A 24737-nucleotide genomic window follows, 5' to 3' on the forward strand; every position below is an offset into this window, starting at 1 on the left:
TTTGGATGTGTGATCCCAGTCACTCATTGTTGTGGGAGCAAAACCGCTGCCAAGGGAAAACACTGGAACTGTGCATCAGCGCCCACTGATTATGGCGTATGCACAATTATAATGATTATTTATTCTATTTTATGGGTTTTTTGCACGGTGTTCTATGACCGCCAGCTGATTATACTGAGTCATGCTTGCTATGCGCCAGATGAGTAAATCGAGTGCTTCTGATATCGGTTTATAAACAATTAAGAGGCACACCAAAAATAAATAAATGAAGTGCAATGCGCTTATTCAACGCAGCGCTAATCTTCATTGAATGTTCGGCCTGATAGCAATGATTGGCTATCCGTTTATTGTCGACCACATTCAATATGTGTAACTGCAGAAATAATTAACGGTTGAGTGACAAGGTATAAGTGATGAATAACGATATCTTCCCGAACAAATTTAAGGCGGCCCTGGCGGCGCATCAGATTCAAATTGGTTGCTGGTCCGCCCTGGCCAGCCCCATCACGACAGAAGTATTAGGCCTGGCCGGTTTCGACTGGCTGGTGCTGGACGGCGAACATGCGCCGAACGATATCTCCACCTTTATCCCCCAGTTGATGGCGCTGAAAGGCAGCGTCAGCGCGCCGGTTGTGCGCGTACCGACTAACGAGCCGGTGATCATTAAGCGCCTGCTGGATATTGGTTTCTATAACTTTTTGATCCCGTTTGTGGAAAGCGAAAAGGAAGCGCTCGACGCTGTCGCCGCCACGCGCTATCCGCCAGAAGGAATTCGCGGCGTTTCCGTGTCGCACCGCGCCAACATGTTTGGCACGGTGCCGGATTACTTCGCGCAGTCGAACCAAAACATCACCCTCCTGGTACAAATTGAAAGCCAGCAGGGGGTGGATAACGTCGATGCGATTGCCGCGACTGCGGGCGTTGACGGTATTTTTGTCGGCCCAAGCGACCTGGCCGCCGCGCTGGGACATCTGGGCAACGCCTCTCACCCGCAGGTCCAGCAGGCTATCCAGCACATCTTTGCGAGCGCGAAAAAGCACGGCAAGCCGAGCGGTATTCTGGCGCCGGTAGAAGCGGATGCGCGTCGTTATCTGGAATGGGGCGCGACCTTTGTCGCCGTCGGCAGCGATCTGGGCGTATTCCGCTCCGCCACGCAGAAACTGGCTGATTCCTTTAAGAAATAACCGCCACCGGAACAAGAGAGATAAAGACATGACAATGAAAGTTGGTTTTATTGGCCTTGGCATCATGGGTAAACCCATGAGTAAAAACCTCCTCAAAGCGGGTTACTCGCTGGTGGTTGCCGATCGTAATCCGGAAGCCATCGCAGAAGTGATTGCCGCAGGCGCTGAAACCGCCGCTTCGGCGAAAGCGATAGCTGAACAGTGTGAGGTGATCATCACCATGCTGCCGAACTCTCCGCATGTGAAAGAGGTGGCGCTGGGCGAAGGCGGTATTATTGAAGGGGCGAAGCCGGGCACCGTGCTGATTGATATGAGCTCCATTGCTCCGCTGGCGAGCCGCGAAATCAGCGATGCGCTAAAGGCGAAAGGCGTAAATATGCTGGATGCGCCGGTCAGCGGCGGCGAGCCGAAGGCCATTGACGGTACTTTGTCGGTCATGGTTGGCGGTGATAAAGCGATTTTTGACCAATATTATGACCTGCTGAAAGCGATGGCGAGTTCTGTCGTGCATACCGGCGATATCGGTGCGGGCAACGTGACCAAGCTGGCCAACCAGGTGATCGTGGCGCTGAATATTGCGGCCATGTCTGAAGCATTGACCCTGGCGACCAAAGCAGGTGTGAACCCGGATCTGGTGTATCAGGCAATCCGCGGCGGTCTGGCCGGCAGCACCGTACTGGATGCCAAAGCGCCGATGGTGATGGATCGCAACTTTAAACCGGGCTTCCGTATCGATTTGCATATCAAAGATCTGGCGAATGCGCTGGATACGTCCCACGGCGTGGGGGCGCAGCTGCCGCTGACCGCGGCGGTGATGGAGATGATGCAGGCGCTGCGCGCTGACGGTCTGGGTACCGCCGACCACAGCGCGCTTGCGTGCTACTACGAAAAACTGGCGAAAGTGGAAGTCACTCGCTAACAAGAAGGGCGCGGATAGCGCCCTGTAATTCTTGCCTTGCGCGGCACTGTCAGGCTAATAACTATGAAAATCGTAATCGCCCCAGACTCATATAAAGAAAGCCTCTCGGCCACTGAGGTTGCACAGGCTATAGAAAAAGGTTTTCGGGAGATTTTCCCCGATGCGCTCTATGTGAAGGTCCCTCTCGCCGATGGCGGTGAAGGGACCGTTGAGGCGATGATCGCCGCGACACAGGGAACCAAAATGAGCGCTTGTGTGACGGGGCCGCTGGGGGTGCCGGTTGATGCCTGCTGGGGGCTTTCCGGGGATGGTCAAACCGCGTTTATTGAAATGGCGGCGGCCAGCGGGCTGGGGCTGGTGCCTCCCGCGCAGCGCAATCCGCTGTTGACGACCTCGCGTGGCACCGGTGAGCTGATTTTGCAGGCGCTGGAGCATGGGGCGAGAAAGATCATTATTGGTATTGGCGGCAGTGCAACCAACGACGGTGGCGCAGGGATGGTGCAGGCGCTGGGCGCGCGGCTTCGCGACGCGAACGGCGTTGATATTGGTGACGGCGGTGGCAGCCTTGCCTGCCTGAATTCGATTGACCTGTCCGCACTGGATGTTCGGTTGCAGGAGTGTTCAATTCACGTGGCCTGCGATGTCTCTAACCCACTGACTGGCGAGACGGGCGCTTCGTGGATTTTCGGCCCGCAAAAAGGGGCGACGGAAGCGATGATCCTCGAGCTGGATCGTAATCTTGAGCACTATGCGGATGTGATTAAGCGAACTCTGCGTGTCGATGTCAAAGAGGTCGCCGGAGCCGGTGCCGCAGGTGGCATGGGGGCGGCGCTGATGGCATTTCTGAATGCTGAATTACGTAGCGGTATCGAGATTGTGACCCAGGCGCTGAATCTGGAAGAGCATATTCTTGACTGTTCGCTGGTAGTGACCGGTGAAGGAAGGCTCGACAGTCAAAGCATTAGCGGTAAGGTCCCGGTCGGCGTCGCGAGCGTGGCGAAAAAATACCGTAAGCCGGTGATTGGTATTGCCGGCAGCCTGGCCCGCGATGTCGGCGTGGTACATCAGTATGGTATCGACGCGGTGTTCAGCGTGCTGACCACTATCACGAGCCTGGAGGAGGCCTTCCGCGGCGCTTCGGACAATATTTATCGCGCTTCACGGAATGTTGCCGCGACTTTGCAGGTCGGGATTGTGATGGAAGGATGACAACCGACGGTAAACCTTTTATACTTCGCGCCGAAGCTGACCAGACAGTCGCCGCTTCGTCGTCGTCCTCTTCGGGGGAGACGGGCGGAGGGGAGGAAAGTCCGGGCTCCATAGGGCAGGGTGCCAGGTAACGCCTGGGGGGGAAACCCACGACCAGTGCAACAGAGAGCAAACCGCCGATGGCCCGCGCAAGCGGGATCAGGTAAGGGTGAAAGGGTGCGGTAAGAGCGCACCGCGCGACTGGTAACAGTTCGTGGCACGGTAAACTCCACCCGGAGCAAGGCCAAATAGGGGTTCACAAGGTACGGCCCGTACTGAACCCGGGTAGGCTGCTTGAGCCAGTGAGCGATTGCTGGCCTAGATGAATGACTGTCCACGACAGAACCCGGCTTATCGGTCAGCTTCAACTCATTCAAAAACGCCCATACAGCGCAATCTGTATGGGCGTTTTGCGATATGGGGCAGAAGACGATGAATGACTGTCCACTCCGCTCTCAATGACAAGAAAGCGGCTTATCGGTCAGCGTCAACTCATTCAAAAACGCCCATACAGCGCAATCTGTATGGGCGTTTTGCGATATGCGGCAGAAGACGATGAATGACAGTCCACTCCGCTCTCAATGACAAGAAAGCGGCTTATCGGTCAGCGTCAACTCATTCAAGAACGCCCATACAGCGCAATCTGTATGGGCGTTTTGCGATATGCGGCAGAAGCGGCAGAAGACGATGAATGACAGTCCACTCCGCTCTCAATGACAAGAAAGCGGCTTATCGGTCAGCGTCAATCATGCAAAAACGCCCTGCGCAGGATAAGCTAAGCAGGGCGTTTTGCTATTTCCGAAGGTGGCCGTTCAGGCGGTGTTTTCTTCGTCCTGAATCCGAATTTCGGCTTCTGAAACAATTGCTTCCAGTTCGCTTAGCATCTCTTCATAGCCAAAACTTACGGCCTTCGTTGGCTCCGTTAACAGCGGCTCGGGCGACGATACGGCTTTCTTTGCTTTCTTCTTATGCTTACTCACTGACAGACTCCATGACTCCCGTTATTACACCGGTAAATCTATCAGTAAAGCGCGCAATGGCGTGTCGGCAACAAGGGTAATGTTAGCTTCGTCACGAATAAATGCCCCGTCACCGCAGGTCAGGGCCTGTTTTGCTTCTTCATGGGCGACGGCATGCACCGTTCCATGAATCGATTGCAGGTAGGCGCGCGGCCCGTGTAGCTGGACATCAACCCGCTCGCCTTTGGCGAGATCGAGATGGTGGATCCAGACCTGCTGACGCAGCTGTAAACTGTTGTGCGCGCCGTCAGGTGAAGCGAGCAGCTGTTGCCCGCTACCAGCGATAGCCATTTTCTGCAGCAGCGGATTTTCCCGCTGCGGACAGGCATCCAGCCACAGCTGCATCCGCGTCAGCGAACCGTCTTTACTCAAATTGTGCTCGCTGTAACTCACCCCTGGTTGAGTGGATATCAGCAGCGCTTCGCCGGCCTTTGCCTGCACATGGTTGCCATCACTGTCACGATATTCCGCTTCCCCTTCCAGAATCAGGTTCAGGATATCGACTTTCGGGTAGGTACGCGGTTGAAACGACGCGCCGGGTGCCAGAACTTCCTGGTTGAGCACGCGCAAAGAGGCGTAGCCTAACAGTTTAGGGTCAAAGTAGTGTCCAAAGGAAAAGGTGTAGCGGGCCTGCAGCCAGCCGAAATCTGCTTGTCCGCATTGTTTGGCTGTTCGGGTAGTAATCATTTTCTTGACCTCTCTTTACACTAAATCAATGGTAAAGGTATGGACGCTGTATTGTTAGCCAGATATTCTGCCCGGTATATTCAAATTTCCTGAATGAGAGTGCTATGGCTAAAGAGAGAGCATTGACGCTGGAAGCGTTACGCGTAATGGACGCTATCGACAGGCGTGGGAGCTTTGCTGCTGCGGCCGACGAACTCGGACGGGTGCCCTCAGCCCTCAGCTACACCATGCAAAAGCTGGAAGAGGAACTGGATGTAGTGTTGTTTGACCGCTCAGGTCATCGGACAAAATTCACCAACGTTGGGCGGATGCTGCTGGAGCGCGGGCGCGTGCTGCTGGAAGCGGCCGATAAGCTCACCACTGATGCCGAAGCGCTTTCGCGCGGCTGGGAAACGCATCTGACCATCGTGACCGAAGCCCTGGTACCAACCCAGGACTTCTTTCCGCTGATTGAGAAGCTGGCGACCAAATCGAATACCCAGCTGTCGGTGCTTACCGAAGTGCTGGCCGGCGCGTGGGAGCGGCTGGAGCAGGGACGTGCGGATATCGTTGTCGCCCCTGATATGCATTTTCGTTCCTCATCGGAGATTAACTCCCGCAAACTCTATTCGGTGCTGAACGTCTATGTTGCTGCGCCGGATCACCCCATTCACCAGGAGCCGGAGCCGCTTTCCGAAGTGACGCGGGTAAAATATCGCGGCGTGGCGGTGGCAGATACCGCCCGCGAGCGTCCGGTTCTGACGGTACAGCTGCTCGACAAACAGCCGCGCTTAACGGTCAGTACTATTGAAGATAAACGTCAGGCTCTGCTGGCGGGACTGGGGGTGGCGACGATGCCCTATCCGCTGGTCGAGAAAGACATCGCCGAAGGGCGCTTACGGGTTGTCAGCCCGGAATATACTAATGAAATTGATATCATTATGGCGTGGCGCCGCGACAGTATGGGCGAAGCGAAATCATGGTGTCTGCGGGAGATCCCTAAGCTGTTTGCCGGGAAGTAAATCCGCTATGCGCTCCTTCCGCGGGAGGAGCGCATCATTCACGATGACAGGGATTTGGGATCCGGCCCGAAACGGTTGTTCCCAGGCGTGCCGTTCTGGCAATTGAAGAGCAGAATGATCAGCCAGCCAATAACCGGAATCAGCATCAGCAACAGCCACCACGCCGAGCGATCCGTATCGTGTAAACGGCGAAACTGCACCGCCCACCACGGCAAAAAGACCAACACGCCATAAATCGTTGTCAGGATGCCTTCACCTCCTGCGCGCTGCCATCCCAGCATTTTATCGATGATGCTCAGTACGCCGGTCAGGATGATGTTGACCAGAATAAACATCCAGTACTCTTTGCGGCGTGCGCGGCCGCCAAATCCAATGTAGTTTCTCAGTACTTTTAAATACCAGTCCATTTTTACGCCTCGATTAACGGTCAATCACTTGTTTTTAAAGCGATCGCAATAAGAATAGACGCGAATAGCAGACGGGTAAATATGCCGGATCTGAAAATATCGGGCGCCGGGAAGGGCGCCCGGCAGGTTAGCGGAACAGAAGGTCCCGGCCGTGCGGCTCGGTGAGATCCTGCTGAGGACCGACGGAGATAATCCCGGTTGGGTTAATCGTTTTATGGCTGCGATAGTAGTGGTGGCGGATGTGGGCAAAATTCACCGTCTCCGCAATACCCGGCATCTGGTAGATATCGCGCAGGAAACCATACAGATTGGGGTAGTCGCTGATACGGCGTTTGTCGCACTTAAAGTGGGTCACGTAGACCGGGTCGAAACGCACGAGGGTTGTCCACAGACGAATATCGGCCTCGGTCAGCTGGCTACCCGTCAGATAGCGATGCCGGCCCAGAATTTGTTCCAGGCGCTCCAGCGAGGTGAACACCGCATCGACAGCCTCATCATAGGCCTGCTGGCTGGTGGCGAACCCGGCTTTATAGACGCCGTTATTGACGTTGTCGTAGATCCAACCGTTCAGCGCATCGATATTTTCGCGCAGCGCGGGCGGGTAGTAATCGCCGGCGGTGGCGCCCAGTCCGTCAAAGGCGGTATTGAACATGCGGATGATTTCAGCCGACTCATTACTGACGATCGTATGCTGCTTTTTATCCCACAGAACCGGCACCGTGACGCGTCCGGTGTAGTGCGGATCGGCGTGCAGGTAGAGCTGATAGAGAAATTCATGTTGATACAGCGTATCGCCGGTCGCCTCGGGAAAATCGTCGTCGAAAGTCCAGCCGTTTTCCAGCATCAGGGGGTGAACCACCGAGACGGAAAGAAAAGGATCCAGACCTTTGAGCTTGCGCAGAATTAACGTGCGGTGAGCCCACGGGCAGGCGAGGGATACGTACAGATGATAGCGATCTTTTTCTGCAGCAAAGCCGCCGTCGCCGGAGGGGCCCGGTGCGCCATCGGCGGTCAGCCAGTTGCGGAAGGCTGAAACGGAACGCTTGAAACGCCCTCCGGTGGATTTGGTGTCATACCAGGTATCGTGCCAGACGCCGTCGATTAATTGTCCCATTTTTTCCTCCTTCAGACTTCAGATAGCAAAAGCGAGGAGATATCTCCTCGCTTTGTTCTTCACTCAGTATAGTGTGCTTACCACTTTTTATTCAGCACGCGGTCGATGCTGAATGCGCCCGGACCGGTGATGGCCAGCAGCAGGAAACCGCCTGCGATGGTCAGGTTTTTCATGAACATCAGCGAGTTCACGCCTTCAGCAAAGTTGCTGTGGAACAGGAACGCGGTCAGCAGGGTGAAGCCTGCGGTGAACAGCGCGGTGGTACGTGTCAGGAAACCGAACAGAATCGCCAGACCGCCGCCGAACTCCAGCAGAATGGTTAACGGCAGTAATGCGCCCGGTACGCCCATGGCTTCCATATATTGTTGAGTACCCGCATAACCGGTGATTTTTCCCCAACCTGCAGTGATAAACAGGATTGGCATCAGAATGCGTGCTACCAGTACACCAACATCTTCTAATTTTTTCATTTCTTACTCCAGAAAACCCAAAGGGCGGCGATTTTGTTTTTTGGTGCAATCCTGCGTAGTTACGCGGGGTTGCTGTCGATGGAGAGAATATTAGCGAGGCTCGAAAGGAATTGTTAGCAAGGAAAACTGTAGATCTTCATCAAAGATTCTGAGTGATCGCGATCGGTAAACGCGACCTGACCAGGGCCACGAGCAGAGATCAACGCCGCCGTCAGCGGCTGGAGTGGTGACGAAGAGCGGCGCCGGTTACGAGGCGTTTACGCCCCGGAACAAGGAAAACAGGGATGGCGGAGGTGTGACGGGCAGGGTGTTTAGAGGGAGGATGTCTGGCGCAGCAGGCGTTTTGCCATGCGCCAGGCGCTCCAGAGACCGAAGCCGCGTTTAGTCCAGCGCAGTAAAAAGCGCGGGTGACGAACGGACCATACTGCCATGATACCGCTGCCGACCACCGCCCAGGAACGAAGGTGCTGGAGGGTCAGCCAGCCGCGGTCGAACGGGGCGGTCGCTTCGAGCCAGTCGCGACGGCTGGCGATTAAATCCAGCCGCTGCTGTTGGATCTGGCGCAGCAGCAGCGCTTTCCGCTGCTCGCGTTGCTGTTTGCTGTTCATAGGCGTTCGTCCTCCAGCAGAGCGCGGTCTTCAGCCAGCTCTTTGCGCGTCAAGCGCAGGAAAGTCGAACGGCGGGCTTTGCGCAGCGTCCAGATACCGCCGATTAACGAGCTGAGCAGCAGCACAGCGGTGGTCGCAATCATTACGTACAGCCGATACTGGGGATCGATGGCCCAGATAATCAGAACCAGCAGGCTCATCAGGCCAAAGGCGGCAAACAGCAGCGTCAGCCCCAGCATCAAAAACAGCTGGAAGAGGTTCGCCTTCTCTTCTTCCAGCTCCACGACCACCAGGCGCAGGCGCGTTTCGACCATTTCAACCAGCAGCGTAATGATCCGCTGGCCGATACCGAAAACGCTCTTTCCCGGCCCCTGCGTGTGTTGAGAATCCGCCATAATTAACGACGCGTCAGCAGGACACCCAGCACCAGCCCGACGGCTGCGCCAATACCTACACCGGTCCACGGATTTTCACGGACGTACTCGTCGGCGCGGGCGGCGGTTTCACGCGTTTGTCTGACGATGGCATCGCTGGTTTCACCGAGCCGGACGCGGCTCTCTTTCAGTGCGCTCTCTGCTTTGCTACGCAGTTTGCCAATCTCTTCTTTTGACTTATCCGTGGAGGAGTTAAGCACTTCTTCCAGGGTATCAGCCAGCGTCTTCAGTTCTGCACGCAGATCGTCTGCAACGTTGTCTTTAGGCATCTTTCTCTCCTGTAGAGTGGGTCCATGTAAAGTGTGGCTTATTAGTAATCACGCGACTCAAGCGTTTTCAGCTCGTGCTGCGCTTCATCAAGCTTGCGTTGGCGCTTGCTGATTTTATCGGCATCGCCTTTCTGCTCAGCTTCCTTCAAATCGCGCTGACGCTCGGTAATTTCCTCGCGTTGTTTCGCGATTTTTTGCTGATGTTCGGCTTTGAGCTTACCGTCGCTGCAGTTCGCTCTGACTTCACGAAGCGCTTTGTTCAAACCATCAATCCGGTTCTGGTTGTGATGTTTTTCGGCGTAGCTAATCTCCCGCTGGATATCCTGCTCTTTTTCCTGACAGGGGGAGATGGCAAAGGCGCTGGAGCTCAGCGAAGTCAAAACCAGAATCAAAGCGATGCGGTATTTCATGGATGCTACCTTCCATTGTGTGAGGGCATACCCGGGAGATATGCCCGATCCAGTCGATGAACGTCAGCCCGGTGGCTCCCGCAGTCTTAAGCATAGTCAGGAAAACGGGAAACCACCAAACTGCGTGAAAATATTCAGAATTTTGGCTAGTTATCCCAATCTGTGTGGCGCATCGCGCAGACGGGAGAGCCATGCTGTCGGCGTATTTTCTTCCTCCAGCAAAGCAATAATATAACCATGTGGCAGGGCGCGGCCCAGCACTTCTTTCGCGGCGATACCCTGGGCGCTGGAATCAAATTTGATTAACAGGCCGTCTTTTTGCGGGGTGATACTTTTAAAACGAATGCCGTTTGCGTCGAGATGATGCCAGACGGAAAAACCGTCAGGCATGCCAACGCCCTGAGAGACAGGATGGATAGTCAGGGTTGATTCCTGTTGCTGCACCGCCAGCCATAGCCAGAACAGCGCGCACAAAAAAACAGAACCGCCCAGCAGCCAGCTAATCCGGCGTCGGGAGAGGCTTTTTATGGCCATTATCAGCTCCGGCTTCTGTATTTTTTCTTCCACAGGACAACTAACGAGCCGATTAAGCCAAACACCAGCAGCACAACCGGCAGCAGCATCAGGCAGGACATCAGCTGATCCTCATATTTGAGGAATACCGGGGTTTTACCCAGCAGGTAACCCAGGGAAGTCAGAATCAAAACCCACAGCAGGCCGCTCATCCAGTTAAAGAACTGGAAGCGGGCATTGTTCAGACCCGAAAGTCCGGCAATGGTCGGCAGCAGCGTACGAACGAAGGCAATAAAGCGGCCCATCAACAAGGCGGAGAGCCCGTGCTTATGAAACAGGTGATGTGCGCGCTGGTGGTAGTGGGAGGGCAAATGTGAAAGCCAGTTTTGCACAATTCGCGTATTGCCGAGCCAGCGGCCCTGAATGTAGCTGAGCCAGCAACCCAGGCTGGCTGCCGTCGTCAGCAGAAGCAGGGTTTCGGGAAAACCCATCGCCCCTTTGGCTATCAGAACGCCGACCAGCACCAGCAGGCTGTCGCCGGGTAAAAAGGCGGCGGGAAGCAGGCCGTTTTCAAGGAACAAAATCATAAATAAGACAAAGTAAAGCATGCCAATCATGGAGGGATTCGCGAGGGTCTCGTAATCCTGGCTCCATAAAGCATTCAACAATTGGGTTAATAGTTCCATTCACGATTCCTGGTACATCGGTTAACGGTATGTCTGAACGCAGCGTGTATTGCGACATAGATTCTTATGAGATTATGGTCGCTGTTGGTGCGTTCTGAACGGTTCCCTGTTAAAAGTGAAATCAACGCAAGCCTACTTCAGAACGTCAAAATGCATCTAATTGTAACAAAATCGCTGAGTTTACGTCAGAAAAATTGCAGTCGGTTGCTCGTTGATTTTGCTGATTGCGGTGGCGGGAGGCGAGTCTCTTTACACAGGCTGACACTATAGATGTTTGCTTACCCTGGCGGGTTTGCGGGCAGGCGCTGACAGCCTGCCTGAAATGAAGATAACCGCTTATTTTGCGCCGTTGGCCGCGGTATCGAGGTGAACGACCGGATTTTCTGCAAACAGATAGCGGTCGGCATTGAATTCAAAATCGTCGCTGGTCTCGTTGAACAACATCAGCTTAGTGTTCTCCAGATGCTGCCACATGGCCAGTTTCGCCGCGTGCGGATCTTTGCGAATCAGCGCTTTCAGAATTTGGTCATGATCGTCACACCAGTTATCCACGGTGCGCAGGTCGATATGGTCATGGAGCTTTTTCCAGTACGGGTTATGCACGCGCTGGGTCCACATTTTTTCAACAATAGCGGCTAACGCCGTATTTTGCGTCGCCAGAGCTACCTGGACATGAAACTGAAGATCCCATTCCGAATCGCGGAAGCATTTCTCTTTACGCGCCTTCTCCTGGATCTCCATCAGCTTCATGATGTCCTGCTTGGTCACCTGGGTGGCGGCGAACTCGGCAATATTGCTTTCAATAAGCTGACGCGCCTGCAGCAGTTCAAAGGGGCCGTAGCTGGCGAACTCCAGCGTTTCATCAACCACCTGCTGATACTTCGGATGGTTGGAGATGACGTGGATGCCAGAGCCTTTACGCACTTCCACATAGCCTTCCACTTCCAGCATGATAATGGCTTCGCGAACCACGGTGCGGCTGACGCTCTTTTCATCGGCGATAAACCGCTCTGCAGGCAGCTTATCGCCCACAAGGTAAACACCTTGCTCAATACGCGCCTTCAGCTCGGCAGCAAGCTGCTGATACAAACGACGCGGTTCTGTGATTTCCATATTCGCTCCCGGAAGATGGCGACAATATTGGATTTGTTATACCACTTTTACGCGCATCTCACCACCGTCAGACATGAAAAAGCCGCCTTCAATGAGGCGGCTTTGTAAACAGATCTCACCGTATCAGGACTAGCTTTGCGTCACCGGCTTAGTCGTTTTGAGCGGCGGGGCGTCGTCATCGGCTGACTTGTTCTTCAGTACGGTCCAGATGACAAGAGCGCCCAGCAGATCGAAGACCGCCAGTACGGCGAACAGCGGGCTGAAACCAATGGTATCCGCCAGAGCGCCGACCACCAGGGCGAACATGGTACTCGCCATCCAGGCCGCCATACCGGTCAGGCCGTTTGCCGTAGCCACTTCGTTACGGCCAAATACGTCGGAAGAGAGCGTAATCAGCGCACCGGACAGTGCCTGGTGGGCAAAGCCGCCGACGCACAGCAGGGCGATAGCGACAAACGGGCTGGTAAACAGGCCGATCATCCCCGGGCCAATCATCAGCAGTGCGCCCATGGTCACGACCATTTTACGCGACACAATCAGGTTAACCCCGAACCAGCGCTGGAACAGCGGCGGCAGATAGCCCCCGATGATGCAGCCCAGGTCAGCAAACAGCATTGGCATCCATGCAAACATCGCGATTTCTTTCAGGTTAAAGCCATAGACTTTAAACATGAACAGCGGGATCCAGGCATTGAAGGTCCCCCATGCTGGCTCGGCAAGGAAGCGCGGCAGCGCGATGCCCCAGAACTGACGGTTGCGCAGGATCTGCCACGGAGACATTTTCTTGCTGTTGTTGGTCTGGTGATGCGATTCCTGACCGCCGATGATGTAGTCGCGTTCTTCAGTGGTTAATTTTTTCTGGTCGCGAGGGTGTTTATAGAAGACCAGCCACGCCATGGCCCAGATAAAACTCAGGACACCGGAGATAATGAACGCCATCTGCCAGCTGTGCATCACAATCGCCCAGACGACCAGCGGCGGGGCGATCATCGCGCCGATTGAGGAGCCCACGTTGAAGTAACCGACGGCAATAGAGCGTTCTTTTGCCGGGAACCATTCGGAGCTGGCCTTCAGGCCTGCCGGGATCATCGCCGCTTCCGCCGCGCCGACCGCGCCACGAGCCAGCGCTAATCCGCCCCAGCTGCCCGCCAGCGCCGTTGAACCACAGAAAACGGCCCAGGCGATCGCGAAGAAGGCATAACCGATCTTCGTCCCCAGCACGTCAAGGACGTAGCCTGCCACCGGCTGCATGACGGTATAAGCAGCTGAATAGGCTGCGATGATATAGGAATACTGTTGGGTGGAGATGTGTAACTCTTCCATCAGAGTCGGCGCAGCCGCAGCCACAGTGTTACGTGTCAGGTAACCCAGCACGGTGCCCATTGTCACCAGTGCGATCATATACCAACGTAACCCTTTAATTTTACGCATGTAAAACCTCATCGTTTGTTATATCTCCGCAGCGAGTGCGGCCATCTTCAACCCCTGTACAGGGGTTGAGAAGGAGAAACGGAGGGCTCAGGAGGGAAAACCCATATGGCCCGAACCTTGCCATCAATTGTTTTGCTTAATTCGGTATCCGTACCGGTCAATGCGATGTATTGAATCATCGCGAATACATTCCAACGGTTTATATGTTGCGACGGCAGAAAGATAACTTGTCATACAACTTTAAAAGTTGAGTACTGTCACAAAAGTGGGAAAGTTTATGGGGGTATTATTTCTTGCGAGCAAAGCCAGTGCTGGCGCGGCTTGCACGAGGGTTTACTCCAGAAAGGGTACTTTTTTTGTCAGCGTTTATTGATCTATCTCACGAAAAAGATTTCGGCCTGTAGAAATTGGTGTGATAACTTTGTCAGCATGATAGTCAATCATCTGAAGGGCTCCTCAATGGGGCGAAGAGGAAATGAAAATGACACCGTTTATGACCGAAGATTTTCTGCTTGATACCGAGTTTGCCCGCCGTTTGTATCACGACTACGCCAAAGACCAGCCGATTTTCGACTATCACTGCCACCTTCCGCCGCAGCAGATTGCCGAAAATTATCGTTTTAAAAACCTGTATGACATCTGGCTGAAAGGTGACCACTACAAATGGCGCGCAATGCGCACCAATGGCGTGGCTGAACGCCTGTGTACCGGCGATGCTTCGGACCGCGAGAAGTTTGACGCATGGGCAGCTACCGTACCGCATACGATCGGCAATCCGCTCTATCACTGGACCCATCTGGAGCTGCGCCGCCCGTTTGGGATTACGGGTAAGCTGCTGTCTCCGTCCACCGCGGATGAGATCTGGAATCAGTGCAACGATCTGCTGGCCCAGGAGCGCTTCTCCGCCCGCGGTATCATGACGCAGATGAACGTGAAAATGGTCGGCACCACCGACGATCCGATCGATTCGCTGGAACATCATGCGGCGGTGGCGAAAGACGCGACCTTCACGACCAAAGTGCTGCCAAGCTGGCGTCCGGATAAAGCGTTCAACATTGAGCAGGCGACGTTTAACGACTACATGGCGAAGCTGGGTGAAGTTTCAGATACCGACATCCGCCGCTTTGCCGATCTGCAGGCTGCGCTGGTCAAACGTCTGGATCACTTCGCCGCGCACGGCTGTAAAGTCTCCGACCATGCGCTGGATGTGGTGCTGTTTGCTGAAGCCAGCGAAGCGGAACTCGATAGCATCCTTGCCCGCCGTCTGGCCGGTTCCATCCTGTGCGAACATGAAGTGGCGCAGTTTAAAACGGCTGTGCTGGTCTTCCTGGGAGCAGAATACGCTCGCCGTGGCTGGGTCCAGCAGTATCACATTGGCGCGCTGCGTAACAATAATCAGCGTCAGTTCAAGCTGTTGGGGCCGGATGTTGGCTTTGATTCCATCAACGATCGCCCGATGGCGGAAGAGCTGTCCCGACTGCTGAGCAAGCAGAATGAAGAAAACCTGCTGCCGAAAACCATTCTTTACTGCCTGAACCCGCGCGATAACGAAGTGCTGGGCACGATGATCGGTAACTTCCAGGGCGAAGGGATGCCGGGCAAGATGCAGTTCGGTTCCGGCTGGTGGTTCAACGATCAGAAAGACGGCATGGAACGTCAGATGACCCAGCTGGCGCAGCTTGGTCTGCTCAGTCGTTTCGTCGGCATGCTGACCGACAGCCGCAGCTTCTTGTCCTACACCCGCCATGAGTATTTCCGTCGCATCCTGTGCCAGATGATCGGCCGCTGGGTTGCCGCGGGTGAAGCGCCGGCGGATATTCAGCTGCTGGGCGAGATGGTGAAAAATATCTGCTTTAACAATGCGCGTGATTACTTCGCGATTGAACTGAATTAAGACCAGAGGTCGGTTGCTATGCAATACATTAAAATCCATTCGCAGGATAACGTTGCTGTCGCGTTAGCAGATATGGCGACGGGTACCCAGGTCACCATTGATGATGCTGCGGTCACCTTAAGCCAGGACGTTGTCCGTGGTCATAAGTTCGCATTACGCGCGATTGCGAAGGGAGAAAACGTCATCAAGTATGGTCTGCCCATTGGTCATGCGCTGGCGGATATTGCGCCAGGGGAACATATTCATGCCCATAATACGCGTACCAACCTGAGCGACCTTGACGAGTATCGCTATCAACCGGATCTTGCCGAGCCGTCGGCGCAGCCGGCCGACCGCGACGTGCAGCTCTATCGTCGTGCGAACGGGGAGGTCGGGGTGCGCAATGAACTGTGGATCCTGCCGACCGTCGGCTGTGTCAACGGTATCGCCCGTCAGATTCAGAACCGGTTTCTGAAAGAGACCAACGAAGCGGAAGGCACCGATGGCGTCTTTCTCTTCAGTCACACTTACGGCTGTTCGCAGCTGGGTGATGATCACATCAATACCCGCACCATGTTGCAAAACATGGTGCGTCACCCGAACGCCGGGGCGGTGCTGGTGATTGGCCTGGGCTGTGAGAACAACCAGGTCGACGCGTTCCGTGAAACCCTCGGTGAGTTCGATCCTCAGCGCGTACACTTTATGATCTGCCAGAAGCAGGACGATGAGGTGGAAGCGGGACTGGAGCATCTGCACCAGCTTTATGAGGTGATGCGCCACGACAAACGTGAGCCAGGCAAACTGAGCGAGCTGAAGTTTGGCCTTGAGTGCGGCGGATCGGACGGCCTTTCGGGGATTACCGCGAACCCGATGCTGGGACGCTTCTCGGATTACCTGATCGCCAACGGCGGCACCACCGTGTTGACGGAGGTGCCGGAAATGTTCGGCGCTGAGCAGCTGCTGATGAGCCACTGCCGCGATGAACAAACCTTCGACAAGCTGGTGACGATGGTGAATGACTTTAAACAGTACTTCATTGCGCATAACCAGCCCATTTACGAGAACCCGTCGCCGGGTAACAAAGCTGGCGGGATCACGACGCTGGAAGATAAATCGCTGGGCTGCACGCAGAAAGCGGGCTCCAGCGAAGTGGTGGACGTCCTGCGCTATGGCGAACGTTTAAAAGTGCATGGCCTCAATCTGCTGAGCGCGCCGGGCAACGATGCGGTGGCAACCAGCGCGCTGGCCGGTGCGGGGTGTCATATGGTGCTGTTTAGCACCGGTCGCGGCACGCCGTACGGCGGTTTTGTGCCGACGGTCAAAATCGCCACTAACAGCGAACTGGCGGCGAAAAAGAAACACTGGATCGATTTTGACGCCGGTCAGCTGATTCACGGTAAAGCGATGCCTCAGCTGCTGGAAGAGTTTATCGATACCCTCGTTGATATCGTCAATGGCAAACCGACCTGCAATGAGCGCAATGATTTCCGTGAACTGGCGATCTTCAAAAGCGGCGTCACGTTATAATGAAGCGCATCCGTTCCGTTTAAAATGGAAACGCGAGAGAGGGAAGAAGGCCCCTCCGCAGATGAGCGGAGGGGAAGGTCGGGATTAATCGCGCAGCGCGTTTTTCGCCAGCTGCTCGTCTTCCGCCATACAGGCGGCAGCGGTAAACAGCACGTCGGTGGAGGAGTTCAACGCGGTCTCACAGGAGTCCTGCAGCACGCCGATGATAAAGCCGACGGCAACCACTTGCATGGCGATATCATTGGGGATCCCGAACATGTTGCAGGCCAGCGGGATCAGCAGCAGGGAGCCGCCCGCCACGCCGGAAGCACCGCAGGCGCACAGCGACGCCACGACGCTCAACAGCAGCGCGGTAGGCAGATCCACCGGAATACCCAGGGTATGTACAGCAGCCAGCGTCAGCACCGTAATGGTGATGGCGGCCCCGGCCATGTTGATGGTGGCGCCCAGCGGGATCGACACCGAATAGGTATCGCGATCGAGATTCAGCTTTTCACTCAGCGCCATATTGACCGGAATATTGGCGGCGGAGCTGCGGGTAAAGAAAGCATACACGCCGCTTTCGCGCAGGCAGGTCAGCACCAGCGGATAGGGGTTGCGGCGGATTTTCCAGAACACCAGCAGCGGGTTAATCACCAGCGCCACCAGCAGCATACAGCCCACCAGCACCATCAGCAGCTGCGCGTAGCCCCACAGGGTTTCAAACCCGGTGGTCGCCAGGGTTGAGGAGACCAGGCCGAAAATACCCAGCGGCGCAAACCGAATAACCAGTTTCACGATAAAGGTCACCGCGTGGGAGACATCGTTGATCAGGTTTTTTGTCGTCTCATTGCCGTGACGCAGCGCAAAGCCCAGACCCACGGCCCACACCAGAATCCCGATATAGTTGGCATTGAGCAGGGCGTCGACCGGGTTTGAAACCATGCTCATCAGCAGCCCGCGCAGTACTTCAACAATCCCCGACGGCGGCGTAATATCGCCGGCCGCGGAGGTCAGGTGCAGCGTGGAAGGGAAGACAAAGCTGAACAGCACGGCGGTGAGTGCGGCGCTGAACGTTCCCAGCAGATACAGGAACAGAATCGGACGGATGCTGGTTTTTTGCCCCTGCTGGTGGTTAGCGATGGAGGCCATCACCAGCATCAGCACCAGCACCGGCGCTACGGCTTTCAGCGCGCCGACAAACAGCGTACCGAGCAGGCCAACGGCGATCGCCGCAGGTTTTGAAACCAGCGCCAGCAGCACGCCAAGCACCAGACCGATTAAAATTTGTTTGACCAGGCTGCCCTGAGCCAGGCGCTGTAGCAGGCCCGATGGGGGAGTTTGTGTCGTCATGATTATCCCTTGTTGTGATGTTGCTACCGGTCCCATGTACGTATTATTTGTTACGTTTATGTCCGGATGTAAATAAATGTTTGCCTGGTCGAGTATACGGAAAGTGCGCCATCCTGGAAGCGTAAAATGCTGCTTATTTAGCTGAGATCTTATTTTTTAACTATGTATTAACGTTTTTGTGACATGGCGAGAAATAATACGCGGCGGGCGTTGCTGACCGGGTGAAAGTGGTTTTCACCCGGCCATTTAAGGCTTAGTGCTGTAATTTCTTCTTGTCGTGTTGCTTATTGACCCAGGCGTTAATCAGCAGCGTCAGCGCCAGAATACCGCCAACGACGCCGAGTGAGGCGCCAATCGGGATATGGTAGAAGTCGACGATCAGCATCTTGATACCGATAAAGACCAGAATGATCGACAGACCATATTTCAGCATGGAGAAGCGCTCCGCGACGCCGGCCAGCAGGAAGTACATGGCGCGCAGGCCGAGAATCGCGAACAGGTTCGACGTCAGCACGATAAACGGATCGGTGGTTACGGCGAAGATTGCCGGGATACTATCGACCGCAAAAATCACGTCGCTCAGCTCGACCAGGATCAGCACCAGCAGCAGCGGCGTGGCGAACAGGACGCCGTTTTGCCGCGTAAAGAAACGCTCGCCTTCAATCTTATCGGTCATCCGCAGATGGCTGCGGATCCAGCGTACCAGCGGTTTGTCGCCGATGCCGGAAGCATCCTCTTTCGCCAGCGCCATCTTCACACCGGTAAACAGCAGGAAAGCACCGAAGAGATAGAGCAGCCACTCGAACTGGGAGATCAGCCAGCTTCCGGTAAAGATCATCACCGTACGCAGCACGATCGCCCCCAGCACGCCGTAAACCAGCACCCGGCGCTGCAGCGCAGGCGGGACGGAGAAGTAGCTGAACAGCATCAGCCAGACAAAGACATTGTCCACGGCAAGCGATTTTTCAATCAGATAGCCGGTAAGGAAAGCCAGCGCCTGCGGATCGGCAACGGCACGGCCCTGGGTTTGTGTCAGGTACCACCAGAAGACGGCGTTAAAGAGAAGGGAGAGCGTTACCCAGAGAATAGACCAACCCGCGGCCTGTTTCATGGTCATGCCATGCGCACCACGCCGTCCCTGAAGAAGCAGATCGATGGCTAGCATGATCACCACGACCACGGCGAATCCGCCCCATAACAACGGTGTGCCGACAGTATTCATTACTTAATTCCTTACATAAAAACAAAACGGCTGACGTCGGAAGACGGCAGCCGCTGCGTGTTTATGCATAGACCTCGCCTTCCGGCAAGGTCTCACTTACAACAATAAAAGAACCGCGCGATGACGGCAGGACCTTTTATTATTGCCCGGCGACCGGATGCGGTTTTGCACGCATCGTAATGACGATCCACCGGCAAGGAAGTTACTCCCCTTTGCGCGTAACAAAATATGACAAGTCATAAAGGGCGTCAATGGTTGCTGACGGCCTCTTTACACTCTTTTACGCCCCCTGCGGACCATCGGCCGGGAATACGACGCCGGTCTGACGACGAATTTCGCTCAGCAGTCTGGCCGTAATACGGCTGACTTCCAGCCCCGGGTGAACAACCTGGTTGTTCTCCACCAGATGCGCAAACGCCTCCGCCTCGTACAGCATAGTATTGATATGCTGTGGCTGCGTCAGATCCTGAGCCTTCCCACCGCGTGGGATGAAAGAGAGCTTCTGGCACTCGGAGATTTTTTCGATCACCAGCGCGCCGGCTTCACCCTGAATTTCGCTTGGTAGCGTGGAGTCGCTCACTTTAGAGTGGTGCAGGGTGACGTCAAAACCGGCGTAGCTGAGGATCACGGTACCCTGGGCATCAACGCCGCTGTCCAGCAGGCTGGCGCTGGCGTGAACCGCGCGCGGTTCGCCCCACAGCGCCACCGCCGAGGCCAGACAATAGAAGCCGATATCCATAATCGAGCCGTTGGAGAAGGCCGGGTTAAAGGTGTTCGGGTTCTCACCGTCGAGATAGCGCTGATAGCGGGAGGAGTACTGGCAGTAGTTGAAAAACGCTTTGTGCAGTTTGCCTGCCTTACCGAGCGACTGCTGCAGCAGCAGAAAATTTGGCAGGCTGGCGGTTTTGAAGGCTTCGAACAGCACCACCTGGTTTTCGTGAGCGATCCGAATGGCGTCTTCGACTTCCCGCAGGTTTGAGGCCAGCGGTTTTTCACAAATCACGTGCTTTTTATGGTTGAGGAACAGCTGCGTTTGCGGGAAGTGCAGGGAGTTCGGGCTGGCAATGTAAACCGCGTCGACAGCATCGCTTTGCGCCAGATCGTCCAGCGACGTAAACAGCTGGTCGACGGGATAATCGCTCGCAAAGGCCTGCGCCTGTTCAAGGCTGCGAGAGTAAATCGCGGTGAGTTTATACTTGCCCGTTTCATGGGCGGCATCGACAAACTGTTTTGTTATCCAGTTTGTGCCAACAACTGCGAAACGTATCATAAACGTTGACGAACTCCGTTAAAGGGAACCTTTGGTCACTCTAACATGCCACCATGACAAAACCAGTGCGCGACTACGCAGAACGATTTAACGAAAGATGCGTTAGCCACAGACGGGTATCGAACTCCAGCTGGTGGTACTGCGGCTCCATATAGCAACAGAGTTGATAGAAGGCTTTGTTATGCTCCTTCTCCTTAAGGTGCGCCAGCTCATGCACCACAATCATACGTAAAAACGCCTCCGGCGCTTCGCGGAACACCGTGGCCACTCTGATTTCGGCTTTTGCTTTCAGCTTACCGCCCTGGACCCGCGAAATCGCGGTATGCAGGCCGAGCGCATTATTCAAGACGTGGATCTTGCTGTCGTACATCACCTTGTTGATCGGCGCCGCGCCGCGTAAATAGCGGGTTTTCAGATCCTGCGTGTACTGATACAGCGCCTTATCGTTATTGACGTCGTGACCTTCCGGATAGCGCTTCTGCAGAACCGCCCCCAGGCGCTGCTCGGCAATCAATGTGCGGACCTGAGAAAGTAAATTCTCCGGATAGCCCTGCAGGTAAGTGAGTTGACTCATGACAGCTCCAGATAAAAGATCTTCACATCCTCCTTCAGGCTGCATCGGCGCATCTTGAATGATTTTGTGTATAAAAAGGGTATACTCACGCACCCTTTCAGGGATAACGCCGAAATTTTACCACTCAGGAGGGCCGATGAGCCACTTAGACAACGGTTTCCGTTCACTGACACTAAAACGTTTTCCGGAAACGGATGACGTTAACCCGCTACTGGCGTGGGAAGCGGCGGATGAATATCTGCTGCAGCAGTTGGATGACACGGAGATTAACGGCCCGGTCCTGATTTTCAACGATACCTTTGGCGCACTGAGCTGCGCGCTGGCGGAGCATACGCCGTTTAGCATCGGTGACTCTTACCTCACCGAGCTCGCGACGCGTGAGAATTTACGCCATAACGATATCGCGGAATCCAGCGTCAAGTTTCTCGACAGCACCGCGGAGTATCCATCGGCGCCAGGCGTTGTTCTGATTAAAGTTCCGAAAACGCTGGCCTTGCTCGAGCAGCAGCTGCGCGCGCTGCGCCAGGTCGTGACGCCGCAAACCCGTATCATCGCCGGCGCAAAGGCGCGTGATATCCATACTTCTACGCTGGAGCTGTTTGAGAAAGTGCTGGGGCCGACCACCACCACCCTGGCCTGGAAGAAAGCCCGCCTGATCAACTGTACGTTCAGCGAACCGGCGCTTGCCGATGCGCCGCAGACGCTGAGCTGGAAGCTGGAAGGGACCGACTGGACTATTCACAACCACGCGAACGTGTTCTCCCGCACCGGGCTGGATATTGGCGCGCGTTTCTTTATCGAACACCTGCCGTCGGATCTTGAAGGCGAGATTGTCGATCTGGGCTGTGGTAACGGAGTGATTGGCCTGACGCTGCTGGAGAAGAACCCGCAGGCTAACGTGGCGTTCGTCGATGAGTCGCCGATGGCCGTCGCCTCCAGTCGTCTGAACGTGGAAACCAACATGCCCGAGGCGCTGGATCGCTGCGAGTTTATGATTAACAACGCGCTGTCCGGCGTTGAGCCTTTCCGCTTCAACGCCGTGTTGTGCAACCCGCCTTTCCACCAGAAGCACGCGTTAACCGATAATATCGCCTGGGAGATGTTCCACCACGCGCGCCGCTGCCTGAAGATCAACGGTGAGCTGTATATCGTGGCCAACCGTCATCTGGATTACTTCCACAAGCTGAAGAAAATTTTCGGTAACTGCGCCACCGTCGCCACCAACAATAAATTTGTGGTGTTGAAGGCGGTGAAGGTACGCAAGATCCGCTGATCGCATTTGTCGGGCGACAGGCTGCGCGATAGCAATCGTCGTCGCCTGTCGCCTGTCGCCTGTCGCCCGGGCCAGCGGGTCATTCAGGCCGCGCCGTTAAATGGTCAGCCCGAGCCGCGTTCCCTGGGCGATGGCGCGGCGAGCATCCAGCTCCATCGCGACATCGCACCCGCCAATCTGATGCACGACTTTTCCGGCCGCGCGTAGCGGATCCGCCAGTTCGCGCTTCGGCTCCTGACCGGCGCAGATAATCACCTGATCAACCGGCAATATCCGGATCTCGCCGCCGATCGTGACATGTAATCCCTCATCGTCGATCTTCTGATAGCTGACTCCCGGGATCATGTTGACGCCGCGGGCCAGCAGCGTAGCCCGGTGGATCCAGCCGGTGGTCTTGCCTAACCCATCTCCGGGTTTGCCGGCCTTGCGCTGGAGCATCACAATGCGCCGCGGGCTTTTCTCCCGCAGCGGCCCTTCCGGACGCAGTCCGCCTGCGCTCTGCAAAGTCGTATCAATACCCCATTCCTCGCAGAACGCGTCGATGTTCTGGCTGGTGGCAACGCCAGGCTGGCTGAGGTACATCGCGGTATCAAAGCCGATCCCACCGCAGCCGATAATCGCGACGCTCTGACCCACCGGCGCCTTGTCGCGCAGCACGTCGAGGTAGCTCATCACCTTCGGATGGGTTATTCCGGCGATCTCCGGCATTCGCGGGGCGATCCCGGTGGCGAGGATCGTTTCGTCAAAGTCCAGTAAACGATCCGCCGTGACCTGCTGGCCCAGCTGCAGGTTAACGCCGTGCAGATCCAGCATGCGCCGGTAGTAGCGCAGCGTTTCGTAAAACTCCTCTTTGCCGGGGATCTGTTTGGCGATATTAAACTGCCCACCAATCTCCTGCTGGGCATCAAACAGGGTGACCGAGTGGCCGCGCGCGGCGGCATTTACGGCAAAGGCCAGGCCGGCAGGGCCTGCGCCCACAACGGCCAGGCGCTTTGGCCCAACAGCAGGCGTAACCGGCATCAGAGTTTCGTGGCAGGCCCGCGGATTGACCAGACAAGAGGTCACTTTACCGGCAAAGATCTGATCCAGGCAGGCCTGGTTACAGCCGATACAGGTATTGATCTCATCGGCGCGCCCGCTTTGAGCTTTGGAAAGGAACTCGCCGTCGGCCAGAAACGGCCGGGCCATTGACACCATATCGGCGTCGCCGCGGGCGAGGATCGCATCCGCGACGTCAGGATCGTTGATACGGTTAGTGGTGACCAGGGGGATCGACACCGCACCTTTCAGTTTCCGGGTGACCCAGCTGAAGGCGCCGCGCGGTACCGGTGTCGCAATGGTCGGAATACGCGCTTCGTGCCAGCCGATACCGGTGTTGATGAGGGTCGCGCCTGCCGCCTCGATGGCCTGCGCCAGCTCAATCACTTCCGGCAGCGTACTGCCGTCGTTGACCAGGTCGAGCATCGACAGGCGGTAGATAATAATGAAATCGTGGCCAGCCCGTTCGCGTACCGCACGCACGACTTCTACGGCAAAGCGCATGCGCCGGGCGTAATCGCCGCCCCATTGGTCGTCACGCTGGTTGGTGCGCGCAGCGAGGAATTCGTTGATTAAATAGCCCTCTGACCCCATCACTTCGACGCCATCATAGCCGGCCTCCCGGGCCAGCTGCGCGCAGTGGGCAAAATCGGCGATCAGCTGCAGGATCTCATCATGGCTTAGCGCATGCGGGGTAAAGCGGTTAATCGGCGCCTGCAATGCCGACGGAGCTACCGGCCGCGGCTGATAGCTGTAGCGGCCGGTATGCAAAATTTGCAGGGCGATTTTGCCCCCTTCGCGATGAACCGCATCGGTAATATGCCGATGGTGCGCCAGATGGCGGGCATCATCGAGCACCGCGCCGCCGGCCATCGTGACGCCGGAATCCACTGGCGCAATCCCGCCGGTGACAATCAGCGCCACGCCGTGACGCGCGCGTTCGGCGTAAAAGGCCGCCAGCCGTTGCGCGCCGTCGGCATGTTCTTCCAACCCGGTGTGCATGGAACCCATCAGCACGCGGTTTTTCAACTGGGTGAACCCCAGGTCGAGCGGGGCGAATAACGACGGGTAGTGGCTCATAATGGCTTCCAGTCTCTTATATGTAACATTATTGT

Annotated in this window: 25 protein-coding genes and 1 other RNA gene; 8 read left to right on the forward strand and 18 right to left on the reverse strand. The window is 55.7% G+C overall.

Features of this window, described 5'->3' with window-relative positions; all coding sequences use genetic code 11:
* Positions 1-413: 413 nt before the first annotated feature.
* The 4 genes from garL (at position 414) to rnpB (ending at position 3721) form a co-directional block, all read left to right on the forward strand.
* Positions 414-1184, forward strand: a complete 771-nt coding sequence (garL, locus tag DSD31_RS03125) for a 2-dehydro-3-deoxyglucarate aldolase (protein WP_004867979.1) — start codon at positions 414-416, stop codon at positions 1182-1184.
* A gap of 28 nt (positions 1185-1212) precedes the next feature.
* Positions 1213-2103 (forward strand): 2-hydroxy-3-oxopropionate reductase, encoded by an 891-nt coding sequence (gene garR, locus DSD31_RS03130; protein WP_113990821.1) that lies wholly within the window; start codon positions 1213-1215, stop codon positions 2101-2103.
* A 63-nt stretch (positions 2104-2166) separates the two neighbouring features.
* Entirely contained in the window at positions 2167-3312 is a 1146-nt protein-coding gene (garK, locus tag DSD31_RS03135; protein ID WP_004867976.1) for a glycerate 2-kinase, read from the forward strand.
* A 32-nt stretch (positions 3313-3344) separates the two neighbouring features.
* Positions 3345-3721: RNase P RNA component class A (gene rnpB / locus DSD31_RS03140), an RNA gene on the forward strand.
* A gap of 442 nt (positions 3722-4163) precedes the next feature.
* Here rnpB and DSD31_RS26295 read toward each other — a convergent pair.
* Positions 4164-4331: a hypothetical protein gene (locus DSD31_RS26295; protein ID WP_004867972.1), complete on the reverse strand. Its 168-nt coding sequence runs from the start codon at positions 4329-4331 to the stop codon at positions 4164-4166.
* 24 nt (positions 4332-4355) lie between these two features.
* Complete coding sequence (locus tag DSD31_RS03145) at positions 4356-5057, reverse strand: pirin family protein (protein WP_004867969.1); 702 nt, start codon at positions 5055-5057, stop codon at positions 4356-4358.
* Positions 5058-5161: 104 nt separating this feature from the next.
* Here DSD31_RS03145 and DSD31_RS03150 point away from each other — a divergent pair, with 104 nt between their 5' ends.
* Positions 5162-6058, forward strand: a complete 897-nt coding sequence (locus DSD31_RS03150) for a LysR family transcriptional regulator (protein ID WP_004867964.1) — start codon at positions 5162-5164, stop codon at positions 6056-6058.
* 38 nt (positions 6059-6096) lie between these two features.
* Here DSD31_RS03150 and DSD31_RS03155 read toward each other — a convergent pair whose 3' ends face one another.
* From DSD31_RS03155 to DSD31_RS03205, 11 genes are all read right to left on the reverse strand, one after another.
* The gene (locus DSD31_RS03155; protein WP_004867959.1) at positions 6097-6465 is read right to left on the reverse strand and encodes a DUF805 domain-containing protein; all 369 of its coding nucleotides are present in this window, start codon (positions 6463-6465) and stop codon (positions 6097-6099) included.
* Positions 6466-6592: 127 nt separating this feature from the next.
* Complete coding sequence (locus tag DSD31_RS03160; RefSeq protein WP_113990822.1) at positions 6593-7579, reverse strand: glutathione S-transferase family protein; 987 nt, start codon at positions 7577-7579, stop codon at positions 6593-6595.
* 77 nt (positions 7580-7656) lie between these two features.
* A complete protein-coding gene (locus DSD31_RS03165) occupies positions 7657-8049 on the reverse strand; it encodes a DoxX family protein (protein WP_004867955.1) in 393 nt (130 codons plus the stop codon).
* Positions 8050-8360: 311 nt separating this feature from the next.
* Positions 8361-8657, reverse strand: a complete 297-nt coding sequence (locus DSD31_RS03170) for a YqjK-like family protein (protein ID WP_004867953.1) — start codon at positions 8655-8657, stop codon at positions 8361-8363.
* Positions 8654-9052: a phage holin family protein gene (locus DSD31_RS03175; protein WP_004867949.1), complete on the reverse strand. Its 399-nt coding sequence runs from the start codon at positions 9050-9052 to the stop codon at positions 8654-8656. The genes DSD31_RS03170 and DSD31_RS03175 overlap by 4 nt, the downstream gene beginning before the upstream one ends.
* Before the next feature lie 2 nt (positions 9053-9054).
* Entirely contained in the window at positions 9055-9360 is a 306-nt protein-coding gene (locus DSD31_RS03180) for an ElaB/YgaM/YqjD family protein (protein WP_004867946.1), read from the reverse strand.
* Between the two features lie 41 nt (positions 9361-9401).
* Positions 9402-9770, reverse strand: a complete 369-nt coding sequence (locus DSD31_RS03185) for a DUF1090 domain-containing protein (RefSeq protein WP_032690623.1) — start codon at positions 9768-9770, stop codon at positions 9402-9404.
* A gap of 150 nt (positions 9771-9920) precedes the next feature.
* Entirely contained in the window at positions 9921-10304 is a 384-nt protein-coding gene (mzrA, locus tag DSD31_RS03190) for an EnvZ/OmpR regulon moderator MzrA (protein WP_004867943.1), read from the reverse strand.
* Between the two features lie 2 nt (positions 10305-10306).
* Entirely contained in the window at positions 10307-10969 is a 663-nt protein-coding gene (yqjA, locus tag DSD31_RS03195) for a DedA family general envelope maintenance protein YqjA (RefSeq protein WP_004867940.1), read from the reverse strand.
* Positions 10970-11305: 336 nt separating this feature from the next.
* Positions 11306-12082 carry a transcriptional regulator ExuR gene (gene exuR / locus DSD31_RS03200; RefSeq protein WP_004867938.1) on the reverse strand — a complete coding sequence of 259 codons (777 nt, stop codon included), beginning with the start codon at positions 12080-12082 and terminating at the stop codon, positions 11306-11308.
* A gap of 129 nt (positions 12083-12211) precedes the next feature.
* Positions 12212-13513 carry an MFS transporter gene (locus DSD31_RS03205; protein ID WP_004867935.1) on the reverse strand — a complete coding sequence of 434 codons (1302 nt, stop codon included), beginning with the start codon at positions 13511-13513 and terminating at the stop codon, positions 12212-12214.
* A gap of 481 nt (positions 13514-13994) precedes the next feature.
* Here DSD31_RS03205 and uxaC point away from each other — a divergent pair, with 481 nt between their 5' ends.
* Together uxaC and DSD31_RS03215 are read left to right on the forward strand one after the other, a co-directional pair.
* Positions 13995-15407 (forward strand): glucuronate isomerase, encoded by a 1413-nt coding sequence (gene uxaC / locus DSD31_RS03210; protein ID WP_004867932.1) that lies wholly within the window; start codon positions 13995-13997, stop codon positions 15405-15407.
* 18 nt (positions 15408-15425) lie between these two features.
* Positions 15426-16913, forward strand: a complete 1488-nt coding sequence (locus DSD31_RS03215; RefSeq protein ID WP_113990823.1) for a UxaA family hydrolase — start codon at positions 15426-15428, stop codon at positions 16911-16913.
* Between the two features lie 84 nt (positions 16914-16997).
* Here the strand turns inward: DSD31_RS03215 and sstT are convergent, their stop codons facing one another.
* The 4 genes from sstT to DSD31_RS03235 all read right to left on the reverse strand — a co-directional run bounded on the left by sstT (position 16998) and on the right by DSD31_RS03235 (position 21311).
* Positions 16998-18245 carry a serine/threonine transporter SstT gene (gene sstT / locus DSD31_RS03220; RefSeq protein ID WP_004867918.1) on the reverse strand — a complete coding sequence of 416 codons (1248 nt, stop codon included), beginning with the start codon at positions 18243-18245 and terminating at the stop codon, positions 16998-17000.
* Positions 18246-18498: 253 nt separating this feature from the next.
* Positions 18499-19467 (reverse strand): TerC family protein, encoded by a 969-nt coding sequence (locus DSD31_RS03225; protein ID WP_015585682.1) that lies wholly within the window; start codon positions 19465-19467, stop codon positions 18499-18501.
* A gap of 280 nt (positions 19468-19747) precedes the next feature.
* Positions 19748-20737, reverse strand: coding sequence for a Gfo/Idh/MocA family protein (locus tag DSD31_RS03230; RefSeq protein ID WP_015585683.1), 990 nt, complete (start codon positions 20735-20737; stop codon positions 19748-19750).
* A gap of 73 nt (positions 20738-20810) precedes the next feature.
* Entirely contained in the window at positions 20811-21311 is a 501-nt protein-coding gene (locus DSD31_RS03235) for a M48 metallopeptidase family protein (protein ID WP_032718272.1), read from the reverse strand.
* A gap of 136 nt (positions 21312-21447) precedes the next feature.
* Here DSD31_RS03235 and rlmG point away from each other — a divergent pair, with 136 nt between their 5' ends.
* Positions 21448-22584: a 23S rRNA (guanine(1835)-N(2))-methyltransferase RlmG gene (rlmG, locus tag DSD31_RS03240; protein WP_113990824.1), complete on the forward strand. Its 1137-nt coding sequence runs from the start codon at positions 21448-21450 to the stop codon at positions 22582-22584.
* Between the two features lie 96 nt (positions 22585-22680).
* Here rlmG and DSD31_RS03245 read toward each other — a convergent pair whose 3' ends face one another.
* Entirely contained in the window at positions 22681-24702 is a 2022-nt protein-coding gene (locus tag DSD31_RS03245) for an NADPH-dependent 2,4-dienoyl-CoA reductase (RefSeq protein WP_113990825.1), read from the reverse strand.
* Between the last annotated feature and the right edge of the window lie 35 nt (positions 24703-24737).

Origin of the sequence: Klebsiella sp. X13, from assembly GCF_003323835.1 — a bacterium.
In the GTDB taxonomy this organism is placed as follows: domain Bacteria; phylum Pseudomonadota; class Gammaproteobacteria; order Enterobacterales; family Enterobacteriaceae; genus Klebsiella; species Klebsiella ornithinolytica.